The organism is Winogradskyella echinorum, from assembly GCF_014297365.1.
GTDB classification, from domain to species: Bacteria; Bacteroidota; Bacteroidia; order Flavobacteriales; family Flavobacteriaceae; genus Winogradskyella; species Winogradskyella echinorum.
In genome coordinates this window covers 110,341-126,557 of sequence record NZ_JACOQD010000001.1, presented here as the reverse complement: position 1 = coordinate 126,557, position 16,217 = coordinate 110,341, and the positions used below count along the sequence as shown (strand labels likewise).

Annotated in this window: 22 protein-coding genes and 1 other RNA gene; 5 read left to right on the top strand and 18 right to left on the bottom strand. The window is 31.6% G+C overall.

The genetic code is table 11. From position 1 onward, the window contains the following. Positions 1-68: 68 nt before the first annotated feature. The 5 genes from msrA to ssrA all read right to left on the bottom strand — a co-directional run bounded on the left by msrA (position 69) and on the right by ssrA (position 3,127). Positions 69-614: a peptide-methionine (S)-S-oxide reductase MsrA gene (gene msrA, locus H8K90_RS00545; RefSeq protein ID WP_186843996.1), complete on the bottom strand. Its 546-nt coding sequence runs from the start codon at positions 612-614 to the stop codon at positions 69-71. After that, positions 614-1,066, bottom strand: a complete 453-nt coding sequence (msrB, locus tag H8K90_RS00540) for a peptide-methionine (R)-S-oxide reductase MsrB (RefSeq protein WP_186843995.1) — start codon at positions 1,064-1,066, stop codon at positions 614-616. The genes msrA and msrB overlap by 1 nt, the downstream gene beginning before the upstream one ends. 206 nt (positions 1,067-1,272) lie before the next feature. Continuing rightward, positions 1,273-2,238: a Gfo/Idh/MocA family protein gene (locus tag H8K90_RS00535; RefSeq protein WP_186843994.1), complete on the bottom strand. Its 966-nt coding sequence runs from the start codon at positions 2,236-2,238 to the stop codon at positions 1,273-1,275. A 112-nt stretch (positions 2,239-2,350) separates the two neighbouring features. Then, on the bottom strand, positions 2,351-2,596 hold the full coding sequence (locus tag H8K90_RS00530; protein WP_186843993.1) for a GIY-YIG nuclease family protein: 246 nt from the start codon (positions 2,594-2,596) through the stop codon (positions 2,351-2,353). Positions 2,597-2,732: 136 nt separating this feature from the next. Beyond that, positions 2,733-3,127, bottom strand: a transfer-messenger RNA (tmRNA) gene (gene ssrA / locus H8K90_RS00525). A 209-nt stretch (positions 3,128-3,336) separates the two neighbouring features. Here ssrA and H8K90_RS00520 point away from each other — a divergent pair. After that, on the top strand, positions 3,337-4,539 hold the full coding sequence (locus H8K90_RS00520; protein ID WP_186843992.1) for an NAD(P)-dependent oxidoreductase: 1,203 nt from the start codon (positions 3,337-3,339) through the stop codon (positions 4,537-4,539). After that, a complete protein-coding gene (locus H8K90_RS00515) occupies positions 4,529-5,320 on the top strand; it encodes an SDR family NAD(P)-dependent oxidoreductase (RefSeq protein ID WP_186843991.1) in 792 nt (263 codons plus the stop codon). The genes H8K90_RS00520 and H8K90_RS00515 overlap by 11 nt, the downstream gene beginning before the upstream one ends. Here H8K90_RS00515 and H8K90_RS00510 read toward each other — a convergent pair whose 3' ends face one another. Genes H8K90_RS00510 through H8K90_RS00465 form a run of 10 tightly spaced genes read right to left on the bottom strand, consistent with a single transcriptional unit; the run spans position 5,321 to position 11,500 of the window. Beyond that, on the bottom strand, positions 5,321-6,211 hold the full coding sequence (locus H8K90_RS00510; protein WP_186843990.1) for a hypothetical protein: 891 nt from the start codon (positions 6,209-6,211) through the stop codon (positions 5,321-5,323). Between the two features lie 39 nt (positions 6,212-6,250). Further along, positions 6,251-6,919 carry a DUF1361 domain-containing protein gene (locus tag H8K90_RS00505; RefSeq protein ID WP_186843989.1) on the bottom strand — a complete coding sequence of 223 codons (669 nt, stop codon included), beginning with the start codon at positions 6,917-6,919 and terminating at the stop codon, positions 6,251-6,253. After that, positions 6,882-7,277: a ribosomal maturation YjgA family protein gene (locus H8K90_RS00500; RefSeq protein WP_186843988.1), complete on the bottom strand. Its 396-nt coding sequence runs from the start codon at positions 7,275-7,277 to the stop codon at positions 6,882-6,884. Before H8K90_RS00500 ends, H8K90_RS00505 begins: the two co-directional genes overlap by 38 nt. Positions 7,278-7,288: 11 nt before the next feature. Beyond that, positions 7,289-7,912: a SanA/YdcF family protein gene (locus tag H8K90_RS00495; RefSeq protein WP_186843987.1), complete on the bottom strand. Its 624-nt coding sequence runs from the start codon at positions 7,910-7,912 to the stop codon at positions 7,289-7,291. Beyond that, the gene (locus tag H8K90_RS00490) at positions 7,909-8,427 is read right to left on the bottom strand and encodes a Coq4 family protein (RefSeq protein ID WP_186843986.1); all 519 of its coding nucleotides are present in this window, start codon (positions 8,425-8,427) and stop codon (positions 7,909-7,911) included. The genes H8K90_RS00495 and H8K90_RS00490 overlap by 4 nt, the downstream gene beginning before the upstream one ends. Then, on the bottom strand, positions 8,424-8,750 hold the full coding sequence (locus H8K90_RS00485; RefSeq protein WP_186843985.1) for a hypothetical protein: 327 nt from the start codon (positions 8,748-8,750) through the stop codon (positions 8,424-8,426). Before H8K90_RS00485 ends, H8K90_RS00490 begins: the two co-directional genes overlap by 4 nt. A gap of 1 nt (position 8,751) precedes the next feature. After that, positions 8,752-10,137: a DUF4153 domain-containing protein gene (locus tag H8K90_RS00480; RefSeq protein ID WP_186843984.1), complete on the bottom strand. Its 1,386-nt coding sequence runs from the start codon at positions 10,135-10,137 to the stop codon at positions 8,752-8,754. A 54-nt stretch (positions 10,138-10,191) separates the two neighbouring features. Continuing rightward, a complete protein-coding gene (locus tag H8K90_RS00475) occupies positions 10,192-10,485 on the bottom strand; it encodes a winged helix-turn-helix domain-containing protein (RefSeq protein WP_186843983.1) in 294 nt (97 codons plus the stop codon). A gap of 33 nt (positions 10,486-10,518) precedes the next feature. Continuing rightward, on the bottom strand, positions 10,519-10,887 hold the full coding sequence (locus H8K90_RS00470; protein ID WP_186843982.1) for a hypothetical protein: 369 nt from the start codon (positions 10,885-10,887) through the stop codon (positions 10,519-10,521). Between the two features lies 1 nt (position 10,888). Next, positions 10,889-11,500, bottom strand: coding sequence for a hypothetical protein (locus H8K90_RS00465; RefSeq protein WP_186843981.1), 612 nt, complete (start codon positions 11,498-11,500; stop codon positions 10,889-10,891). A 109-nt stretch (positions 11,501-11,609) separates the two neighbouring features. On the opposite strand from H8K90_RS00465, the gene H8K90_RS00460 reads away from it, so the two are divergent. Both H8K90_RS00460 and H8K90_RS00455 read left to right on the top strand, forming a co-directional pair. Further along, positions 11,610-11,963: a hypothetical protein gene (locus tag H8K90_RS00460; RefSeq protein ID WP_186843980.1), complete on the top strand. Its 354-nt coding sequence runs from the start codon at positions 11,610-11,612 to the stop codon at positions 11,961-11,963. Between the two features lie 8 nt (positions 11,964-11,971). Next, positions 11,972-12,358 carry a DUF1801 domain-containing protein gene (locus tag H8K90_RS00455; RefSeq protein ID WP_186843979.1) on the top strand — a complete coding sequence of 129 codons (387 nt, stop codon included), beginning with the start codon at positions 11,972-11,974 and terminating at the stop codon, positions 12,356-12,358. A 6-nt stretch (positions 12,359-12,364) separates the two neighbouring features. Here H8K90_RS00455 and H8K90_RS00450 read toward each other — a convergent pair whose 3' ends face one another. The 3 genes from H8K90_RS00450 to H8K90_RS00440 all read right to left on the bottom strand — a co-directional run bounded on the left by H8K90_RS00450 (position 12,365) and on the right by H8K90_RS00440 (position 14,202). Next, a complete protein-coding gene (locus H8K90_RS00450; protein WP_186843978.1) occupies positions 12,365-12,898 on the bottom strand; it encodes a hypothetical protein in 534 nt (177 codons plus the stop codon). Next, the gene (gene kdsA, locus H8K90_RS00445; RefSeq protein WP_186845231.1) at positions 12,898-13,701 is read right to left on the bottom strand and encodes a 3-deoxy-8-phosphooctulonate synthase; all 804 of its coding nucleotides are present in this window, start codon (positions 13,699-13,701) and stop codon (positions 12,898-12,900) included. The genes H8K90_RS00450 and kdsA overlap by 1 nt, the downstream gene beginning before the upstream one ends. Positions 13,702-13,842: 141 nt before the next feature. Then, positions 13,843-14,202 carry a hypothetical protein gene (locus H8K90_RS00440; protein ID WP_186843977.1) on the bottom strand — a complete coding sequence of 120 codons (360 nt, stop codon included), beginning with the start codon at positions 14,200-14,202 and terminating at the stop codon, positions 13,843-13,845. A 194-nt stretch (positions 14,203-14,396) separates the two neighbouring features. On the opposite strand from H8K90_RS00440, the gene typA reads away from it, so the two are divergent. Beyond that, positions 14,397-16,196: a translational GTPase TypA gene (typA, locus tag H8K90_RS00435; RefSeq protein ID WP_186843976.1), complete on the top strand. Its 1,800-nt coding sequence runs from the start codon at positions 14,397-14,399 to the stop codon at positions 16,194-16,196. The last annotated feature ends 21 nt before the right edge of the window (positions 16,197-16,217 follow it).

Here is a 16,217-nt window from a genome sequence, read left to right as displayed (position 1 = left end):
AGCTTTTAATAATGGCTCAACTACTCGGTTCAAAAAATTAATGTCCTTTCTATTTAAGTGAATAAAATTTATTCAGTGTCTCTTAACTTATCTGAATGTAGCTTTTTTAGTTTAGCTAATTTAGGATCAATTACGAAACTGCAATACCCATAATCTGGATTGTTTTTGTAAAAATCTTGATGCTCTTTTTCAGCTTCAAAAAAGGTGACAGCTTCCGAAATTTCAGTTACAATCGGATTTTCATAGTATTGCTCCAATTCCTTAACAATAATCTCAGCAATTTCTTTTTGCTTATCATTATGATAAAAAATAACCGAACGATACTGCGTACCACGATCTGCTCCTTGTCTATTTAAGGTCGTAGGATCGTGTGTAGTCATAAAAATAACCAGAATATCCTCGTATGAGATTACATTAGCATCAAAAGTAATTTGTACAACTTCAGCATGTCCAGTTAAGCCAGAACAAATTTCTCTATATGTTGGTTTTCCTGGTACTGTACCACCAGAATAACCCGATACTACATTTTCTACACCTTTAATTTCCTGAAATACAGCTTCAGTACACCAAAAGCAGCCACCACCAACTGTGGCAATTTGCATATTTTTCTCCATTAATTGATCTCCTTATCTAACGTCATAGACTCTGAATTAATACAATAACGTAATCCACTAGGTTCAGGACCATCTGGGAACACATGTCCTAAATGTCCGTCGCAAGTATTACACATTACTTCTACGCGTACCATACCAAAAGAAGTATCTCTATGGTATTTAATGGCATTTTCTTTAATAGGTTGTGTAAAACTTGGCCAACCAGTACCCGAACTAAATTTTATAGTAGAATCAAACAAAGGTGTATCACAACAAACGCAATTATATTTACCTTCATCATAAATACTACAAAGCTCTCCACTATGCGGTCGTTCTGTACCTTTTTGTCTTGTAATTCTGAATTGTTCTTGAGTTAATTGAGCCCTCCATTCGGCTTCTGTTTTTTCAACACGTCTCTCTGGTGTTGGGTTTCCGTTTACGGAAAAGTTGATAACATCTTTCCAAGTTAGCATACTGTTGTTTCCTTTCTTTCTGTGAGTTAATAATTAATTAAATAGGTCAGAAACAACCTCGTCATTAAAATCTATAATATCAATTTTAATTGAAGTTATTCGGTTTCTTTTCTAATTAATAATATGCTTTATAAAGATATGAATATAGTCGTAGTGTTTTTGGTTTTCTTACATTAATCTAGTTATAGAAAAACTTTTAATCAGTGTTATTTTAATATACGATCCATAACCCAAGCCGTATGTGTTGCCGTTGATCCAGTTGAAGGGTGAAGTGATTCATTTAATAAATGAGATTTTATATTCTGAACATGGTGAATTTGAATGTTTTCAGGGTTTTCAATATGGAAACTTTCAATTTTACCGTTAGAGTTAATGCTAATTGGGTTTTCATCAAAAACTGAGAACCCTATTTTTCCTTTATTGCCAAAAATTTGAACATGGTCTTCCCGTTTTTCGCATCCAAAATTCCAACTGCCAGATCCTGTAATACCAGAATTATGAATCCAGTTTCCTGTGACAGCATCCATTGCAGAATAGAGACCTTGTTGGTTAATAGAAAAGCCGTTAGCTTCAGAAATATCTCCTAATAAAAATGTAAATAAGTCTAACCCATGGGAAGCTAAATCATCAAAATAACCACCATAGGCAATAGCGCTATCAGTACGCCAATTATACGTTTTAGACAAATCTATTGAATTAGCGGGTTTGTTTAAAATCCAAGAGATATGCCTTATATCACCAATTTTATTGTCGTTTATCCAAGATTTAATTTTTGTAAATCTAGGTAAAGAGCGTCTGTAATAAGCGACAAAAAGAGGTAAATCTTTTTCTTTAAATGCTTTGTTAATGTTTACGCATGCTTCATAAGAAGTAGCCATAGGTTTTTCAATACAGCAAATCTTACCTGCTTTTGCAACCTTTAATGCGTAATACTCATGAGAATCTGGAGGTGTTGCAATATAAACAGCGTCAATTTCAGAATCGTTTATAAGTTCATCTGCATTCGTATAAAATTTAGGTACACTATGTCTATGAGCATAATCTTTAACTTTCTCAGCATCTCTACGCATAACAGCTACAAGATTAAAACCATTTGTTTTTTGGTACGCAGGACCGCTTTTTAGTTCTGTAACATTACCACAGCCAATAATTCCCCAGTTGTATGTTTTCATTGTGAAATTTATTCAAAAAGAGTTAGCAATTTAAGTTTTGATTGTTAAAGATATAGGTTTTGGGGATTAACTTCCTGGTAAAGCAGTAAAACTAAAATTGTATGGACCTATTTTAAACTAGTCTTTTATTCCTAAAAGCAATGCCTGAACCAGTTTTTAAATAGCGTTCAAAATCATATGTTTTTTGTTTGTTCTCAAATTGAAAGAGATTGATTAGCTCAACAGGTAACCTAGATTTTGTGTAATGAACTTCTCCTTTATTATGAGCTTTTAATCTGTTCTCAATGTTTGTTGTGTACCCTGTATAGAATGTATTGTCAAAACATTTTAAAATGTAAACAACGTAAGGTAATTTCATAAAGTTTGATTTTAATTAAAATTATGAAATTTTGTGAACACGTCCACCGAAGCTTTATTTAATGAAGTTGAATTTAACAATTAATGTCTATTCAAAATAAAAAAAGCTCTCTTTCGCACAAGGCTTCAGAGAGCGTAGGTGGAGTCGGAGAGAATCGAACTCTCGTCCAAACAAGTAACCAAAGAGCTTTCTACACGCTTAGTCTATTCTTAGGTTTTCGATTGTAAACTGGTTAAAGACAACCTACTTACAACTTAGCTTCTTAATCTCGAAAAGGCATCAAAGCGCTACCTAATCTTAGTCAATTTTTACGATGCTCCTAAAAGAAACGCCACTGACTAGGGCTTTTCGGGAACATAAAGCTTGCTCACCTAGTGAGCCGAGGCTTAATCTTACTGTAATTCAGATTATGCAGCTAAAGCGTAGTTATTCTCGCCGTTTAAAATTTGGTCTAGCCTTTTACGTGTTTCAATGCCATTACACGACGTGCTTACCATTTAATTAATCTCGCTGTCAAAACCAGTCGACCCCTTAATTAGATTACAAAACCAAGTTTTGCTGTATCGAATTAACCCTGAATAATTTTCAAGATTTCATCACTAAATGATATTCCTTTTCAATGGAAAAGGATGGCGAAGTTACCAAAAACTTTGCAAATGGTAACAAATCCAATTATTTTCGTGCAAAAATTATTCCATAGTATAAATTGACTCTTTTTGTCAGTCTAAAATAATCCTTACATGAAATTTGCCATAATAAAAGAACGTAAAAGTCCACCAGATAGACGTGTAGTATTTTCTCCAGAAACTTTAGCAGAGGCTAGAAAACAGTTTCCAGAAGCAGAATTTGTTGTGGAATCTTCGGATATTAGAGTGTTTCCTGATGAAGCATATGCTAAATTAGGGTTTACAGTTACAGATGATGTCTCTGATGCAGATGTTATGATTGGAGTAAAGGAAGTACCTATAGAGCATTTAATACCGAATAAAAAATATTTTTATTTTTCGCACACGATTAAAAAGCAACCCTACAATAGGAAGCTTTTAGTTGCTATGCTAGAAAAAAATATTGAAATGTTTGACCACGAAACTATAGTCCGCGAAAATAATATGCGTCTTATCGGTTTTGGACGTTATGCAGGTTTAGTAGGTGCATACAACGGTTTTAGAGCTTTAGGATTAAGAGATGGATTATTTAATCTACCTAAAGTTGAAACATTGGCAGATTTAGAAGCTGTAAAAGCAGAGTTAGACAAAATTACATTACCTAATATTAAAATTCTTTTAACAGGTACAGGTAAAGTAGCTCATGGTGCAAAAGAAATATTAGATCATTTACAAATAAAGCAAGTAAGTGATGCACTTTATTTAACCTCACAATTTACTGAACCAGTTTATGTAATGGCGGATGTAATGGAATATGCTAAACGCAAGGATGGTAAAGTAGGAGATAAGTGGGAGTTTTATAAAGATCCATCAGGTTACGAAAGTAATTTTATGCCTTATGCTAAAGAAACCGATTACTTTATTGCGGGTCATTTTTACGGAAATAATGCGCCTTATTTATTTACAAGAAATGATGCAAAATCACCAGATTTTAAGATTAATCTAGTCGCAGATATTTCTTGTGATATTGATGGACCTGTGGCGAGTACCATTCGCCCATCAACCATTGCCGACCCTTTTTATGGTTATAATCCACAAACAGAACAAGAAACTGCTTTTGATGCAAAAGATGCAATTACAGTAATGGCCGTAGATAATTTACCTTGTGAATTACCAAAAGACGCTAGTGAGGGATTTGGTGCTACTTTTTTAGAGCATGTGATTCCTGCTTTTTTTAATAATGATGAAAACAAAGTTTTAAAACGTGCTAGAATTACTGAAAATGGTACACTAACGGAAAGATTTAGTTACCTTCAGGATTATGTGGATGGGAAATAATACTAAAACTGCTTTAGTAACTGGAGCTGCATCTGGATTAGGATTTGAGTTAGCGCTAATATTAGCTAAGGATTCTTATGATCTTATTTTAATAGATATAGATTCCCAAAAATTAAATGAAGCAAAAACGAGTATTTTAGAACAATGTAACATTAAAATTACTTTGATGGTAAAGGATTTGAGCGTTGTAAATATTGCTCAAGAAATTTATAATGATATTGATAATACCACAATAGATGTTATTATAAATAACGCTGGTTTTGGTTTGTTTGGTAGTTTTTGTGATACAGATTGGGAGCGCGAATCTGAAATGTTACACTTACATATTTTAACAACAACACATTTAATAAAACTGTTTTTACCAGATATGGTAAGACGTGGTTCTGGTAAAATTTTAAATATATCGTCTTTGGCCGCATTTCAACCAGGTCCATTAATGGCATTGTATTATGCGTCTAAATCCTATATTTTATCTTTTTCACAAGCCATTGCTAATGAATTAAAAGGAACAGGTGTAAGCGCCACCGTATTATGTCCTGGTCCTACAAAAACGGCATTTCAGGAGGTCGTTTCTGTAGGGAATAATGACAATAAAATCACCTTTAATATGGCTTGTCCAAAAGATGTTGCGGTTTATGGATACAAAGCAATGCATAAGGGTAGAGTTGTAGCTATTCCTGGACTTTTTAATAAGTTTTTATCTATTTTACCAAGAGTGCTAACTCGTAATAGAACGACCAAAATTGTTAGACAAATACAGAATAAGAATAGGGATATCTAATTAATTAAGGATTTCGTTTCCAATATTACGAATAGATTCTTTTACCTGTGGTAATAAATCAAAATAGCCTTTTTGGTCCGGTGCATCAAATTCACTTGGGAGTAAATATGATATTAAAGCAATGACATCTTCTTCTGTTTTAGCTAGCTCATAATAACTATTTGTCATATCTATTAAGATAGATTCTTCAAAACCAGCATCAGTATAGAAATCTAACCATTGAGACTCCATTATTAAGACTAGCTTTTGAGTTGAATTTGTACGTTTAGATTTTATCAATTCTAATCGACTTAGATATTCAGTATCATTTTTTGGGTCAATAGTTCCGTAACGGTCAAAACCAACCCAATCAATATCATCAGTAATTTCTAATTGGTTAATTACATCTGGTGCTTCAATTACCATTAAAGGAATGTCTGGGAAACTCTGTTTAATACGAGCTGCTATCGTTGCTAAATCTTCCATGTTCATTTGGTTCCAAGCAGGTTCATCTACAAAATCAAAAGCAGCGACTAAATCAGTGTTTAGGAATTGGTTGTTTTGTGCCCATTCAGTGAATAAAGTTTCATAATTAAATAGTAATTCGTATCGAAAACCAGAAGGAGAACTTGAGTCGGCAATATTATTAATAAACAAACCTTGTAAATGAATAAGTACTTTGTTATTACCGAGGATGTTTGAAGATACTCTACTTTCTATATTACCTAAATCTGTAGGACACATGTCAATTAAATTCACAAAATCATCAACTTGATTTGTATAGTTGGTACCACAATCTGTTATGGCGAAACCAAAGTATTTTAAATGTGAACTGTCAGCATCACTACTATTATTTGATGTAGAGCATGTTTGAAATAAAATGCAAAATGTTATTAAAATTCTATAATTCAACCTTGTGTTTTGTTTAAAAATAGGACGATTATTTTAGTTTTAGGTTACATTCTTTGAATAAATTATATTCTTAAATATTAAATATCCAACTACCAAAAAGCCACCAAAGCCTAATGTAAATAACCAAGCACCAGAATTTTGAAATGGTGAAACTATAATATTAAAAACATCTGAAATTAAAACTTCTGGATTACTGATAATTTCCCAAGAGTTATATCTTAAAAACCGACCTAAATACACACCAAAACCGCATAAAAACATTATAAGTATTGATAATGTTGTAATTGGTATTTGTTTAAATTTTACTGCTATCAACTTTTCCATATCTCGTATAGAAAGATAAAATAAAAGTAAGCCGCTAAGAGCAAAAGACAGAATAACCATAACATCTAACCACAATAAAGTGTGATTTCCAATTCTAATATGAATTAAGTCCGTAACAATATATGGTGCATTTGGTAATAAAGCCAACCAAATGAAAAACCAAAACCCAAGTTTTAATTTACTTAAATTGGTTTTAGTATTTAGATACATTGTTATTATATATGGAATAAATGCCAAAAAGATATTCCAAACTAAAAAAAGATAGAAGAATGACTTATTAAGTTTCATACGTACCATTAACATTATAAGACTAAAACTTAATGTGGCAGTTACTAAAACTAGAGTTTTAAACTTTGATTGTATGGGTTTTTGTAATGTTTCCATAATGTTCAATTATTAAAATAGTTAAGATTCCTAGTGAATAGGCTATAATATCACTAAAGTGAAATGTAGTGCCAAAGATGAGTTTTGCTGTATGACTATTTTCTAAATTAAAGTAGGTTAAAAATGGAGTGAGTTGGAGGACTTCTATACTATAGGCAATAAAGAGAACGACAAAAGCTGAGGCCCTCACACTCAAGCTAGAGCATCCTCTTATAATTGCGTATAGTAAAATAACCACGAGATAATCGCCAAATGTGTAGCGAATAAACCCGGTTTTTATGATAAATGCGATTGCTAATTCTATTAGGAATAACGAATGTGCAAGCGCTAAATAGTTTTTGTTGAATTTTAGTTTCATGAGGTATCTTGTTATTGGATTTTAATAGGGTTACCTAAAAATTTGGGTTGTACATTAAAAACTAAATCAAAACTAGCTTTTGAGCGCGCTAAATATTCGCGTGCACGAGCCTTTCTACCACTCAAAGGATCTTTGGCATTAAAACCAACAGCTTTAATATTAAAATGATTTGCAATGTATATAGCACGTTGATTATGAAATTTTTGAGAGATAACCGTTACTTCAGTCTGACCAAAAATTTCTTTAGCTCTTACTACAGAATCTAAGGTTCTAAAACCAGCATAGTCTAAGAAAATTTTGTGAGCAGGAATACCTTTGGAGATTAAATCGTTTTTAAAGTCAGTAGGTTCATCATAATCTTTTCTTCCATTATCTCCGCTCACTAAAATGTACTCTATTTTACCAGCATTGAAAAGTTTTACGGCTGCATCAATTCGGAATTTATAAAACAGATTAATAGTTCCGTTTGCTGTATATTTTCCAGTACCTAAAACCAAACCAACCTTATTTTTTGGAATAGTATTTACATCATCGTAAACAAGATTGCTGGTTTTATAACTTATCCAATGGTAAGTGCTAAAGACACCAATGCATATAAGGACAATGAGTACGAGTGCAATTTTAAATTTTTTCATAGTGAGGAAAGGTTGAGATTATACAATTGAGACTTAGAGAAAATGGCTGTTCTAAGGTCTTTAATAGATACGTTTAAAAGTTTTTTATAATCGAAATGATGAAAAGGGTTGGCTCGTTTACCTGTTTTATAAGATGTATAGTAATACTTGTAATAATCTGGTAGAATAGTAACTCCAAGGATTATAGCTCCATATAAATATGGGCTGCGTTTTCCATTGCCATAACAAAAGCATTGTAAAGCGATTTCATCTTCTACTTTTGTACTGTAACCACAAAGCACATGGTAACAATCGTGACGTTCTACTTTCGGGATCAATTCAAAATTATTTTTGTCTAAAAATTCACCAAGATGTCTTCCAAAAGTAGGTTCCGGTAGCTTTAATAATTCAGCTTTAGTGATGTTCCAAGATTTATGCTTTTTAAACATAGACGTATAGATGCGTTGCGAATGCTCAAACAACCAAATGATAAGTTGCTTTCTTAGTGCTTTTATTTTATAAAATAGGGTGTTCATGGTAGATGGGATTGATTTGGTTCAACGGCAAAATTTTTCTTCTTTTTTATTCTAGATTTCATCTCATTTCTCCAAATTGATAAAGCTATAATGTAAACAGCAGAGAAATAGTAAATAGCTAACAGACTCTTATTGAATTTTATAATAAATGCTATACATATTATGGATAAAATGATGATGTAATAAGGGAAATAAACTTTAAAAATGTGTTGCTTGTCATTTGGGTTTTTTGAAGACCAAAACATGCAGGATATGCTAATTCTTACAATAACAAATGTCATTAGTCCTGTAAAAAATATGCCAAATAATATTAAAGCTATCATCTTATTTAGTTTCAAGTTTTAAATTGTCGTACTGTAATTCTTGCCAAGAATTTGTTCTCAGTTCATAAACATATTTGTTATACTTATCTTCAATACGTTTAATGGAATCCTGTCCTAAAACTTTGGTTTCTGCTTGTTCTTTTAATAAAAAGGTGTTGTTGTTAGACAGTTCTATGAGATAATTAAAATCCATAGACTTGGCGTAGTTGAAATTGTAATTTGTAATATGGTAATCCCAATTTATAGTACTAGATATAATTAAAACTATAAAAGCAGCTTTGGTATTTAAACGTAGCAAGTACCAGATGTTTTTTATTTTATTAATTTTTACTAATGTTGTTATAAGACCAGTAACTGCAAGCGTTAAGTAAACTAATACACCGATTCTTTTGTAAGTGAGGCCATAGTAGTAAATGTATTGTCCATTTTTAGCGGTAATACTTAGTACTAAAACGATGTTTAGGATAATCCAAGTAAAGGCTAGCTGTTTTAATGTTTTATTGTCCTTGTAGAAATTAATATCACCTCTAAAAACATATAACAAAATAATAATGGCAATAACAATTGAGGCTATTAAAGCATTAATACCACTATGTACTTGAGACGAAAAAACGGATGCTCTTACATCGTCATTTGTAATTAAAAAAGTAATATCAGTAATTAGGAATAGTAGAATTAAGGCATTTAATAATGAAATGAGAATAACACCTAATTGATTTTCTTGTTTCAATTTCGGAATTGAAAATGCATTGGTTTTACTTAATGAATTTCCGGTTTTTAAATCAATCTCAGTAGCTGGTTCAACTTCTATAGGTTTATGAATATTTGACAATAAATAGTAACCCAATCCGGCGAACAATAACCATTGAACGTTTATAAAGCTTAAATCTATGCTTGCAATTATTTTACTAAATAAAGGGTTCCCGTTTTGATATAAACCTATAAATATGATTAGAATTATAGATGGAATAAAAATGATTTTAATTAAATGTATGTAGTCTACGTTCTTTTTTGGCTCGACCTCTTGAGTAGCTTCATTAAAAGTGAAATTGCGATGAAATAAACCAGCAATTGTGGTATATAGGCCGTTTAGCCAATTGATGTAGATTGAAGATTTATGTTGGGAAAGTAAACCAATTAAAGTAAAATACGTTACAAAATTTGCGATAACAGAGACTAAAGAATCATGAAAAAAAACAGCTAAACCAGTCATGAGATACAAACTAGCGTAAAGTAGGGTTCTTTTATTTTTAAAATCGTCTTTGTTGTTTACATAAAGAACACTAATGGTAATAATGCTAAACAAGAATAAGTTAAGTCCAATACGCTTATCATAGAATAATGTACTGAATAAAATGGCTCCGATAAATAATAATAATTTTTTCATATTTGGGTTATTAAAAGTACTTTGTATTTCAAAGTAAAAGATTAAAAAAAATGACTATGTTTTCTTTATTAGTTTTTCAAGGGCTTCAATATGTTTTTTAAATTCTGCTTTCCCCAATTTTGTTGCACTATATCTTGTATTTGGTTTTCTTCCTATAAATTGTTTTTCAACTAAAATATACTCTGCTTTTTCTAGAGCTTTTGTATGGCTTGCTAAATTGCCATCTGTGGCACCTAATAACTCTTTTAGCATATTAAAATCTGCAAATTCATTTACCATTAGAACAGACATAATACCTAGTCTTATTCTATGGTCAAATAGTTTATTTATGTTGTTTATTATACTCATAATACTTTCTGCGAAGGCAGAAATTTCATTTCTCTAATAAGAATTGTTAAACTTACCATTAATCAAAATAGTATCATTTAAAATTCTAATATTAATCACATCTTCAATTTGATACCCATTAGTATAATATCCAAATCCTTGTGAAACAATTTGATTTGTTCCTGATTTTTTGAAGGATAAATAATACCTTCCATCAGATTTTACTTCATCCATTAATATGCTATGATTTACAATATCGCCTTTTTTTAAGGCAATTAATTTCTTTTTAGAATCTGGTATAATACTCAAAGAATCAATATCAAAATCACTGTCATTAGTAATTGTAAACTTTCCTTTGTTTAGACTGCATGATATTGTAATAAGAAATATTACAGTTAATAAAAGACTGCTACTTTTTTTCATCTTACTTAGTATCATATTTAAAATGCATCCAAGTACCATATACAATGTGCATAATTCCGAAACCTGCTACCCAAAGCCAAAATCCATAACCTGGATAATAACTGGCTATTAGTCCTAAAATAATTTGAATATATCCTAAATATTTAATGTCTCCTATACTATATTTTGAAGCACTTACTAAAGCCAATCCATAAAAAATAAGCATTAAACCACCAGTTTGTCCATACCTTCCTTGATTTAAAATAATCATACAGTAAAGCCCACCAACAATAAGTGGAATGAGAAAGTTAAAGAGCAATCTGCGAGAGGTGATGTCCCAAATCTTTTCATTATTCTTTTTTGCTTTTCTTGTGGTGAGAATTATACCTGTGATGGCACTAAGTACAGCTATCATTAAAAGTACAGCCATACATGTCCAAAATACCCAACCATGAAATATAAATAATGTTCCATCGCTGTAATTCATTACTAAATAATAAGCAATAGCAGCTCCAATTAACGCATAGATACCAGCTAAGATTCCAGATAAACCACTTAATGAAATAAAACGAGACGATTTATTCATTAAATTTTTAATCTCGCTAATGTCTTTTAAATAATCTTCGTTGCTCATAATAAAAAGTACTTTGAAATACAAAGTAAAATAAAATATTCGGTTTCAGCAAATAAATTTTATGGATTTGATTAAATTTATGTTTTAATAATTAAATGAACTTAAGATTATGATCGGTTTACTTTTAACAATAGCTAATATTTCTGGTGGAGTATTACTTGGACTAGCAACATTAGATAAATGGGATGGCGAAAGCAATTTTTTTAATAAGATAGCAGGTGTATTGGCACCTTTTCAAACTGTAATAGGTGGAGCTCTTATTGTATTAGCAATATTAGTATTTTGGAGTGGAGTCCTTTACAATATAGTGAGTATCCTTGGTGGAATTTTATTACTTACACATGTTTTTGGTAAAGTGCCAGCATTAGAAGCTAGTTTAAGGAAATTATCTTCTAAACTAATGCCTTTTAAAGCGATTATTGGTATTGCGTTAATTGTAATTGGATTAATTAGACTGTTCTAAAACTTATTTTGAATCCTGCCGAAGCTTATATACTAAAACAACCAGAACCGTATAAATCTATATTACTTCAACTTCAGACTATAGTTGAAGCGGTAGCTCCAAATACTGAATTGTTGTATAAATGGAGACTTCCGTTTTATTACTGCAATGGTATTCCGTTATGTTACTTTAATCAATCTAAAGATTATGTGGATTTGGCCTTTTGGCATGGAGAACGCTTTGAAGAGTACAAGGAGCATTATGTTACAGAAAATCGAAAAACAGTAATGTCGTTACGTTACAAGTCGGTTGATGATATTGATGATAAAGTTATTGTTTATGTCATTGAGCAACAATTAAAAATTAACACTAATCCATTTAAGTTAATACTAAAACCTAAACAATCAAAAAGGTAAACACTGCTATAAGCCTAATAATCTAATGTTAGCTTTATGTAATCGCTTGTTTAAGTTAATGCTTAAAGCTAGTCTATGATTAGAAATACTACGGATTGAATTTTTAAAACTAATTCCATAGCCATAAGTAAGGTTAAACATACCTCCAAGACTTGCTCCAACTTCTGGTAGAATTCTAAATTCAGATTGATGGTTTTTAAAATAGTTAAGCGCAGATAATCTAATTGAGAAAAAAGTTAGAGAAATTTCATAGCCTAATTTTGGTGCTATAATAAATTCGTCATTTCCATTAAAATTAGTTTCTAGACCAATTCTTAAACCTTCAACTCCAACAATTGGAAACATTTTTGGAGGAAAATCGTCACTTATTTTACCAATTATAATATTAAATTCAGTAAAAATTTCTTTTTGAATAAAAACTCCAGGAGATACAATTACCTCAAACTTAGTTGGGGCTTTTGGTATTTCATTTTCACCAGATTGAGAAAAGCAAAAACAACTTAGTAATAAAAATACTATTACAAGCTGTCTCTTAATCATTATAAACTTTTAATTGTTTTACGGATAGCAACTAAATTACTTAATAATCCTTCTAAATTATCTAAATGCAGCATGTTAGCACCATCACTTTTAGCATTTGCAGGATCAAAGTGGGTTTCAATAAATAAACCATCAACATTATTTACAACTCCAGCTCTGGCAATCGTTTCAATCATATCTGGTCGTCCACCAGTTACACCAATACTCTGATTAGGTTGTTGTAACGAGTGTGTTACATCTAAAACCGTTGGTGCATATTGGCGCATCGTTGGGATGCCTCTAAAATCTACAATCATATCTTGGTAACCAAACATAGTGCCTCTATCTGTAATCCAAGCTTTATCATTACCAGCATCCTTCACTTTTTGTACGGCATGCTTCATAGCTTCAGGACTCATAAATTGTCCTTTCTTTAAATTGACTACCTTATCTGTTTTTGCAGCGGCTACAACCAAATCGGTTTGGCGGACTAAAAATGCAGGTATTTGTAACACATCAACATATTCTGCCGCCATTGCTGCATCAGAAACTTCATGAATATCAGTGACCGTTGGCACATCAAAAGTTTCAGAAACTTTTCTAAGAATTTTTAAAGCTTTTTCATTTCCAATACCTGTAAAGCTATCAATTCTGCTTCTATTAGCTTTCTTAAAACTACCTTTAAACACGTAAGGAATTTCAAGTTTGTCTGTAATAGAAATAACTTTTTCGGCAATACGTAATGCCATATCTTCTCCTTCAATGGCACAAGGGCCGCAAAGCAAGAAAAAATTATCTGATTCGGTATGTTTTAATTTTGGAATAGTAATCAAAGTTTTAGACTTAAATATTAGGTGACAAAGATAGTATTAATCTTGATTACTTTTTAAGTTGATGAGTTTGTTAAATTTAAAAGATTAAGTCTTGATTCTTTGTTCTGAAGGCACAACAGTCTAACATCTTTTTCAAAATACCTTTCTTATGCTATTTCTAACAATCCAGAGCGACATTAAAAAATTAACTACAACCAAAAATCCTCCATAAAAAAGAAATTTCTTAGCAGAAACTGTCCAATTTATAATATGAAATAAATCGGTTAAATAAGCTAGTATAAGATAAGATGATAGGCAAACAAAAACGATTCCTAACGAGAAATTTAATTTTCTGTTTGGTTTAATTAATTGCCACAAAAAAGGAATGCCAAATAATAAAATTGGATATGCAGAAATTCCTTCACTTTTGTTGAGGTCAGTAAACCAATAAATAATTATTGATAAAAAATATAAATATGGTACAAACTTAGTGTACTTGCTAATTGTTTTCATCTGTTATTAGTTTAAGGGTTTAGATGTAAACAGCCCAATTAGCGATTGATTTTAAAAGGATAGGCTTATTACTATTAATTAGTTCTATAACGTAAGTTACAAACTCTAGTTGTTTAAAAATGAAATTATAACATTTAATTAACGCAATACCGATAATAAGACGTACCTTTGCGCGCTTAAAATCAGCATCAGTTATGGCTAATATTAAAAACATTGCAATTATTGCACACGTCGATCACGGAAAGACCACTTTGGTAGATAAAATTATGTATCACTGCCAGTTATTTCGTGAAAATGAAAATACAGGAGACTTAATTCTAGATAATAACGATTTAGAACGCGAAAGAGGAATTACAATTACCTCTAAAAACGTTTCTGTTGTTTATAGAGATACTAAGATAAATATCATTGATACACCTGGTCACGCCGATTTTGGCGGTGAAGTAGAGCGTGTATTAAATATGGCTGATGGTGTTTTACTATTAGTTGATGCTTTTGAAGGCCCAATGCCACAAACACGTTTCGTATTACAAAAAGCAATTGACTTAGGTTTAAAGCCTTGTGTGGTTATAAACAAAGTTGATAAAGAAAACTGTACACCAGATGAGGTGCACGAAAAAGTTTTCGATTTAATGTTTGAATTAGGTGCTGAAGAATGGCAGTTAGACTTCCCAACAGTTTACGGTTCTGCTAAGAATAACTGGATGAGTGATGATTGGAAAAATGAAACTGAAAACATTGAGCCATTATTAGATATGGTTATAGAGCATATTCCTGAACCAAAAATTGAAGAAGGAACAACGCAGATGTTAATTACGTCGTTAGATTTCTCTTCATTTACAGGTCGTATTGCAATTGGCCGATTAACAAGAGGTGGTCTTAAAGTAGGTCAGCAAATTTCTTTAGTTAAGAGAGATGGTTCTATTGTAAAGAGCAAAATTAAAGAATTACATACGTTTGAAGGTTTAGGTCGACTGAAGGTAGAAGAAGTACAGACAGGTGATATTTGTGCTATTGTAGGTTTAGAAGGTTTTGAAATTGGTGATACAGTTGCGGATTTCGAAAATCCTGAAGGATTAAAAACCATCGCAATCGATGAGCCAACAATGAGTATGCTATTTACAATTAACGATTCGCCTTTCTTTGGTAAAGACGGTAAGTTTGTAACCTCTCGCCATATTAAAGATAGATTAACCAAAGAATTAGAAAAGAACTTAGCGCTAAGAGTTGAAGAAACTGATAGTGCAGATAAGTTTATGGTATTTGGTCGTGGTGTATTACACTTATCAGTTTTAATCGAAACGATGCGTCGTGAAGGTTATGAATTACAAATAGGTCAACCACAAGTAATCATCAAAGAAATTGATGGTGTAAAATGCGAACCTTTTGAAGAAATGACTATTGATTTACCAGAGCACGTTTCGGGTAAGGCTATTGAAATGGTAACGATGCGTAAAGGTGAAATGCTTAGCATGGAGGCTAAAGGAGATCGTATGGTATGCGAATTTATAGTACCATCTCGTGGTATTATTGGTTTACGTAATCAATTATTAACGGCTACTGCTGGTGAAGCTATTATGGCTCACCGATTTGTAGATTACAAACCACTAAAAGGTGGAATTCCAGAACGTCAAAACGGATCGTTAGTATCTATGGAAAATGGGCAAGCGATTCCTTATTCTATTGATAAATTACAAGATAGAGGTAAGTTTTTTGTAGATCCAGGTGAAGATATTTATGAAGGTCAAGTAATTGGTGAAAACTCTCGAGGAGATGATATGACGGTTAACGTAACGAAGACTAAAAAGTTAAGTAACGTACGTTCTTCTGGTGCAGATGATAAGGCTAAGATTGTACCTGCTATTAAGTTTTCTTTAGAGGAAGCTTTAGAATATATTCAAAAAGACGAGTATGTTGAGGTAACACCAAACCACTTAAGATTACGTAAAATTTGGTTGAAAGAAGTAGATCGTAAACGTAATAAAAGCCTTTAAGACTTTACAGAGTCATAAATT

Bases quoted from the DNA above. Each gene is read 5' to 3' on its own strand.
- msrA (WP_186843996.1), bottom strand. From the start codon at position 614: ATGGAGAAAAATATGCAAATTGCCACAGTTGGTGGTGGCTGCTTTTGG.
- msrB (WP_186843995.1), bottom strand. From the start codon at position 1,066: ATGCTAACTTGGAAAGATGTTATCAACTTTTCCGTAAACGGAAACCCA.
- H8K90_RS00535 (WP_186843994.1), bottom strand. From the start codon at position 2,238: ATGAAAACATACAACTGGGGAATTATTGGCTGTGGTAATGTTACAGAA.
- H8K90_RS00530 (WP_186843993.1), bottom strand. From the start codon at position 2,596: ATGAAATTACCTTACGTTGTTTACATTTTAAAATGTTTTGACAATACA.
- H8K90_RS00520 (WP_186843992.1), top strand. From the start codon at position 3,337: ATGAAATTTGCCATAATAAAAGAACGTAAAAGTCCACCAGATAGACGT.
- H8K90_RS00515 (WP_186843991.1), top strand. From the start codon at position 4,529: ATGGGAAATAATACTAAAACTGCTTTAGTAACTGGAGCTGCATCTGGA.
- H8K90_RS00505 (WP_186843989.1), bottom strand. From the start codon at position 6,919: ATGGAAACATTACAAAAACCCATACAATCAAAGTTTAAAACTCTAGTT.
- H8K90_RS00500 (WP_186843988.1), bottom strand. From the start codon at position 7,277: ATGAAACTAAAATTCAACAAAAACTATTTAGCGCTTGCACATTCGTTA.
- H8K90_RS00495 (WP_186843987.1), bottom strand. From the start codon at position 7,912: ATGAAAAAATTTAAAATTGCACTCGTACTCATTGTCCTTATATGCATT.
- H8K90_RS00490 (WP_186843986.1), bottom strand. From the start codon at position 8,427: ATGAACACCCTATTTTATAAAATAAAAGCACTAAGAAAGCAACTTATC.
- H8K90_RS00485 (WP_186843985.1), bottom strand. From the start codon at position 8,750: ATGATAGCTTTAATATTATTTGGCATATTTTTTACAGGACTAATGACA.
- H8K90_RS00480 (WP_186843984.1), bottom strand. From the start codon at position 10,137: ATGAAAAAATTATTATTATTTATCGGAGCCATTTTATTCAGTACATTA.
- H8K90_RS00475 (WP_186843983.1), bottom strand. From the start codon at position 10,485: ATGAGTATAATAAACAACATAAATAAACTATTTGACCATAGAATAAGA.
- H8K90_RS00470 (WP_186843982.1), bottom strand. From the start codon at position 10,887: ATGAAAAAAAGTAGCAGTCTTTTATTAACTGTAATATTTCTTATTACA.
- H8K90_RS00465 (WP_186843981.1), bottom strand. From the start codon at position 11,500: ATGAGCAACGAAGATTATTTAAAAGACATTAGCGAGATTAAAAATTTA.
- H8K90_RS00460 (WP_186843980.1), top strand. From the start codon at position 11,610: ATGATCGGTTTACTTTTAACAATAGCTAATATTTCTGGTGGAGTATTA.
- H8K90_RS00450 (WP_186843978.1), bottom strand. From the start codon at position 12,898: ATGATTAAGAGACAGCTTGTAATAGTATTTTTATTACTAAGTTGTTTT.
- H8K90_RS00440 (WP_186843977.1), bottom strand. From the start codon at position 14,202: ATGAAAACAATTAGCAAGTACACTAAGTTTGTACCATATTTATATTTT.
- typA (WP_186843976.1), top strand. From the start codon at position 14,397: ATGGCTAATATTAAAAACATTGCAATTATTGCACACGTCGATCACGGA.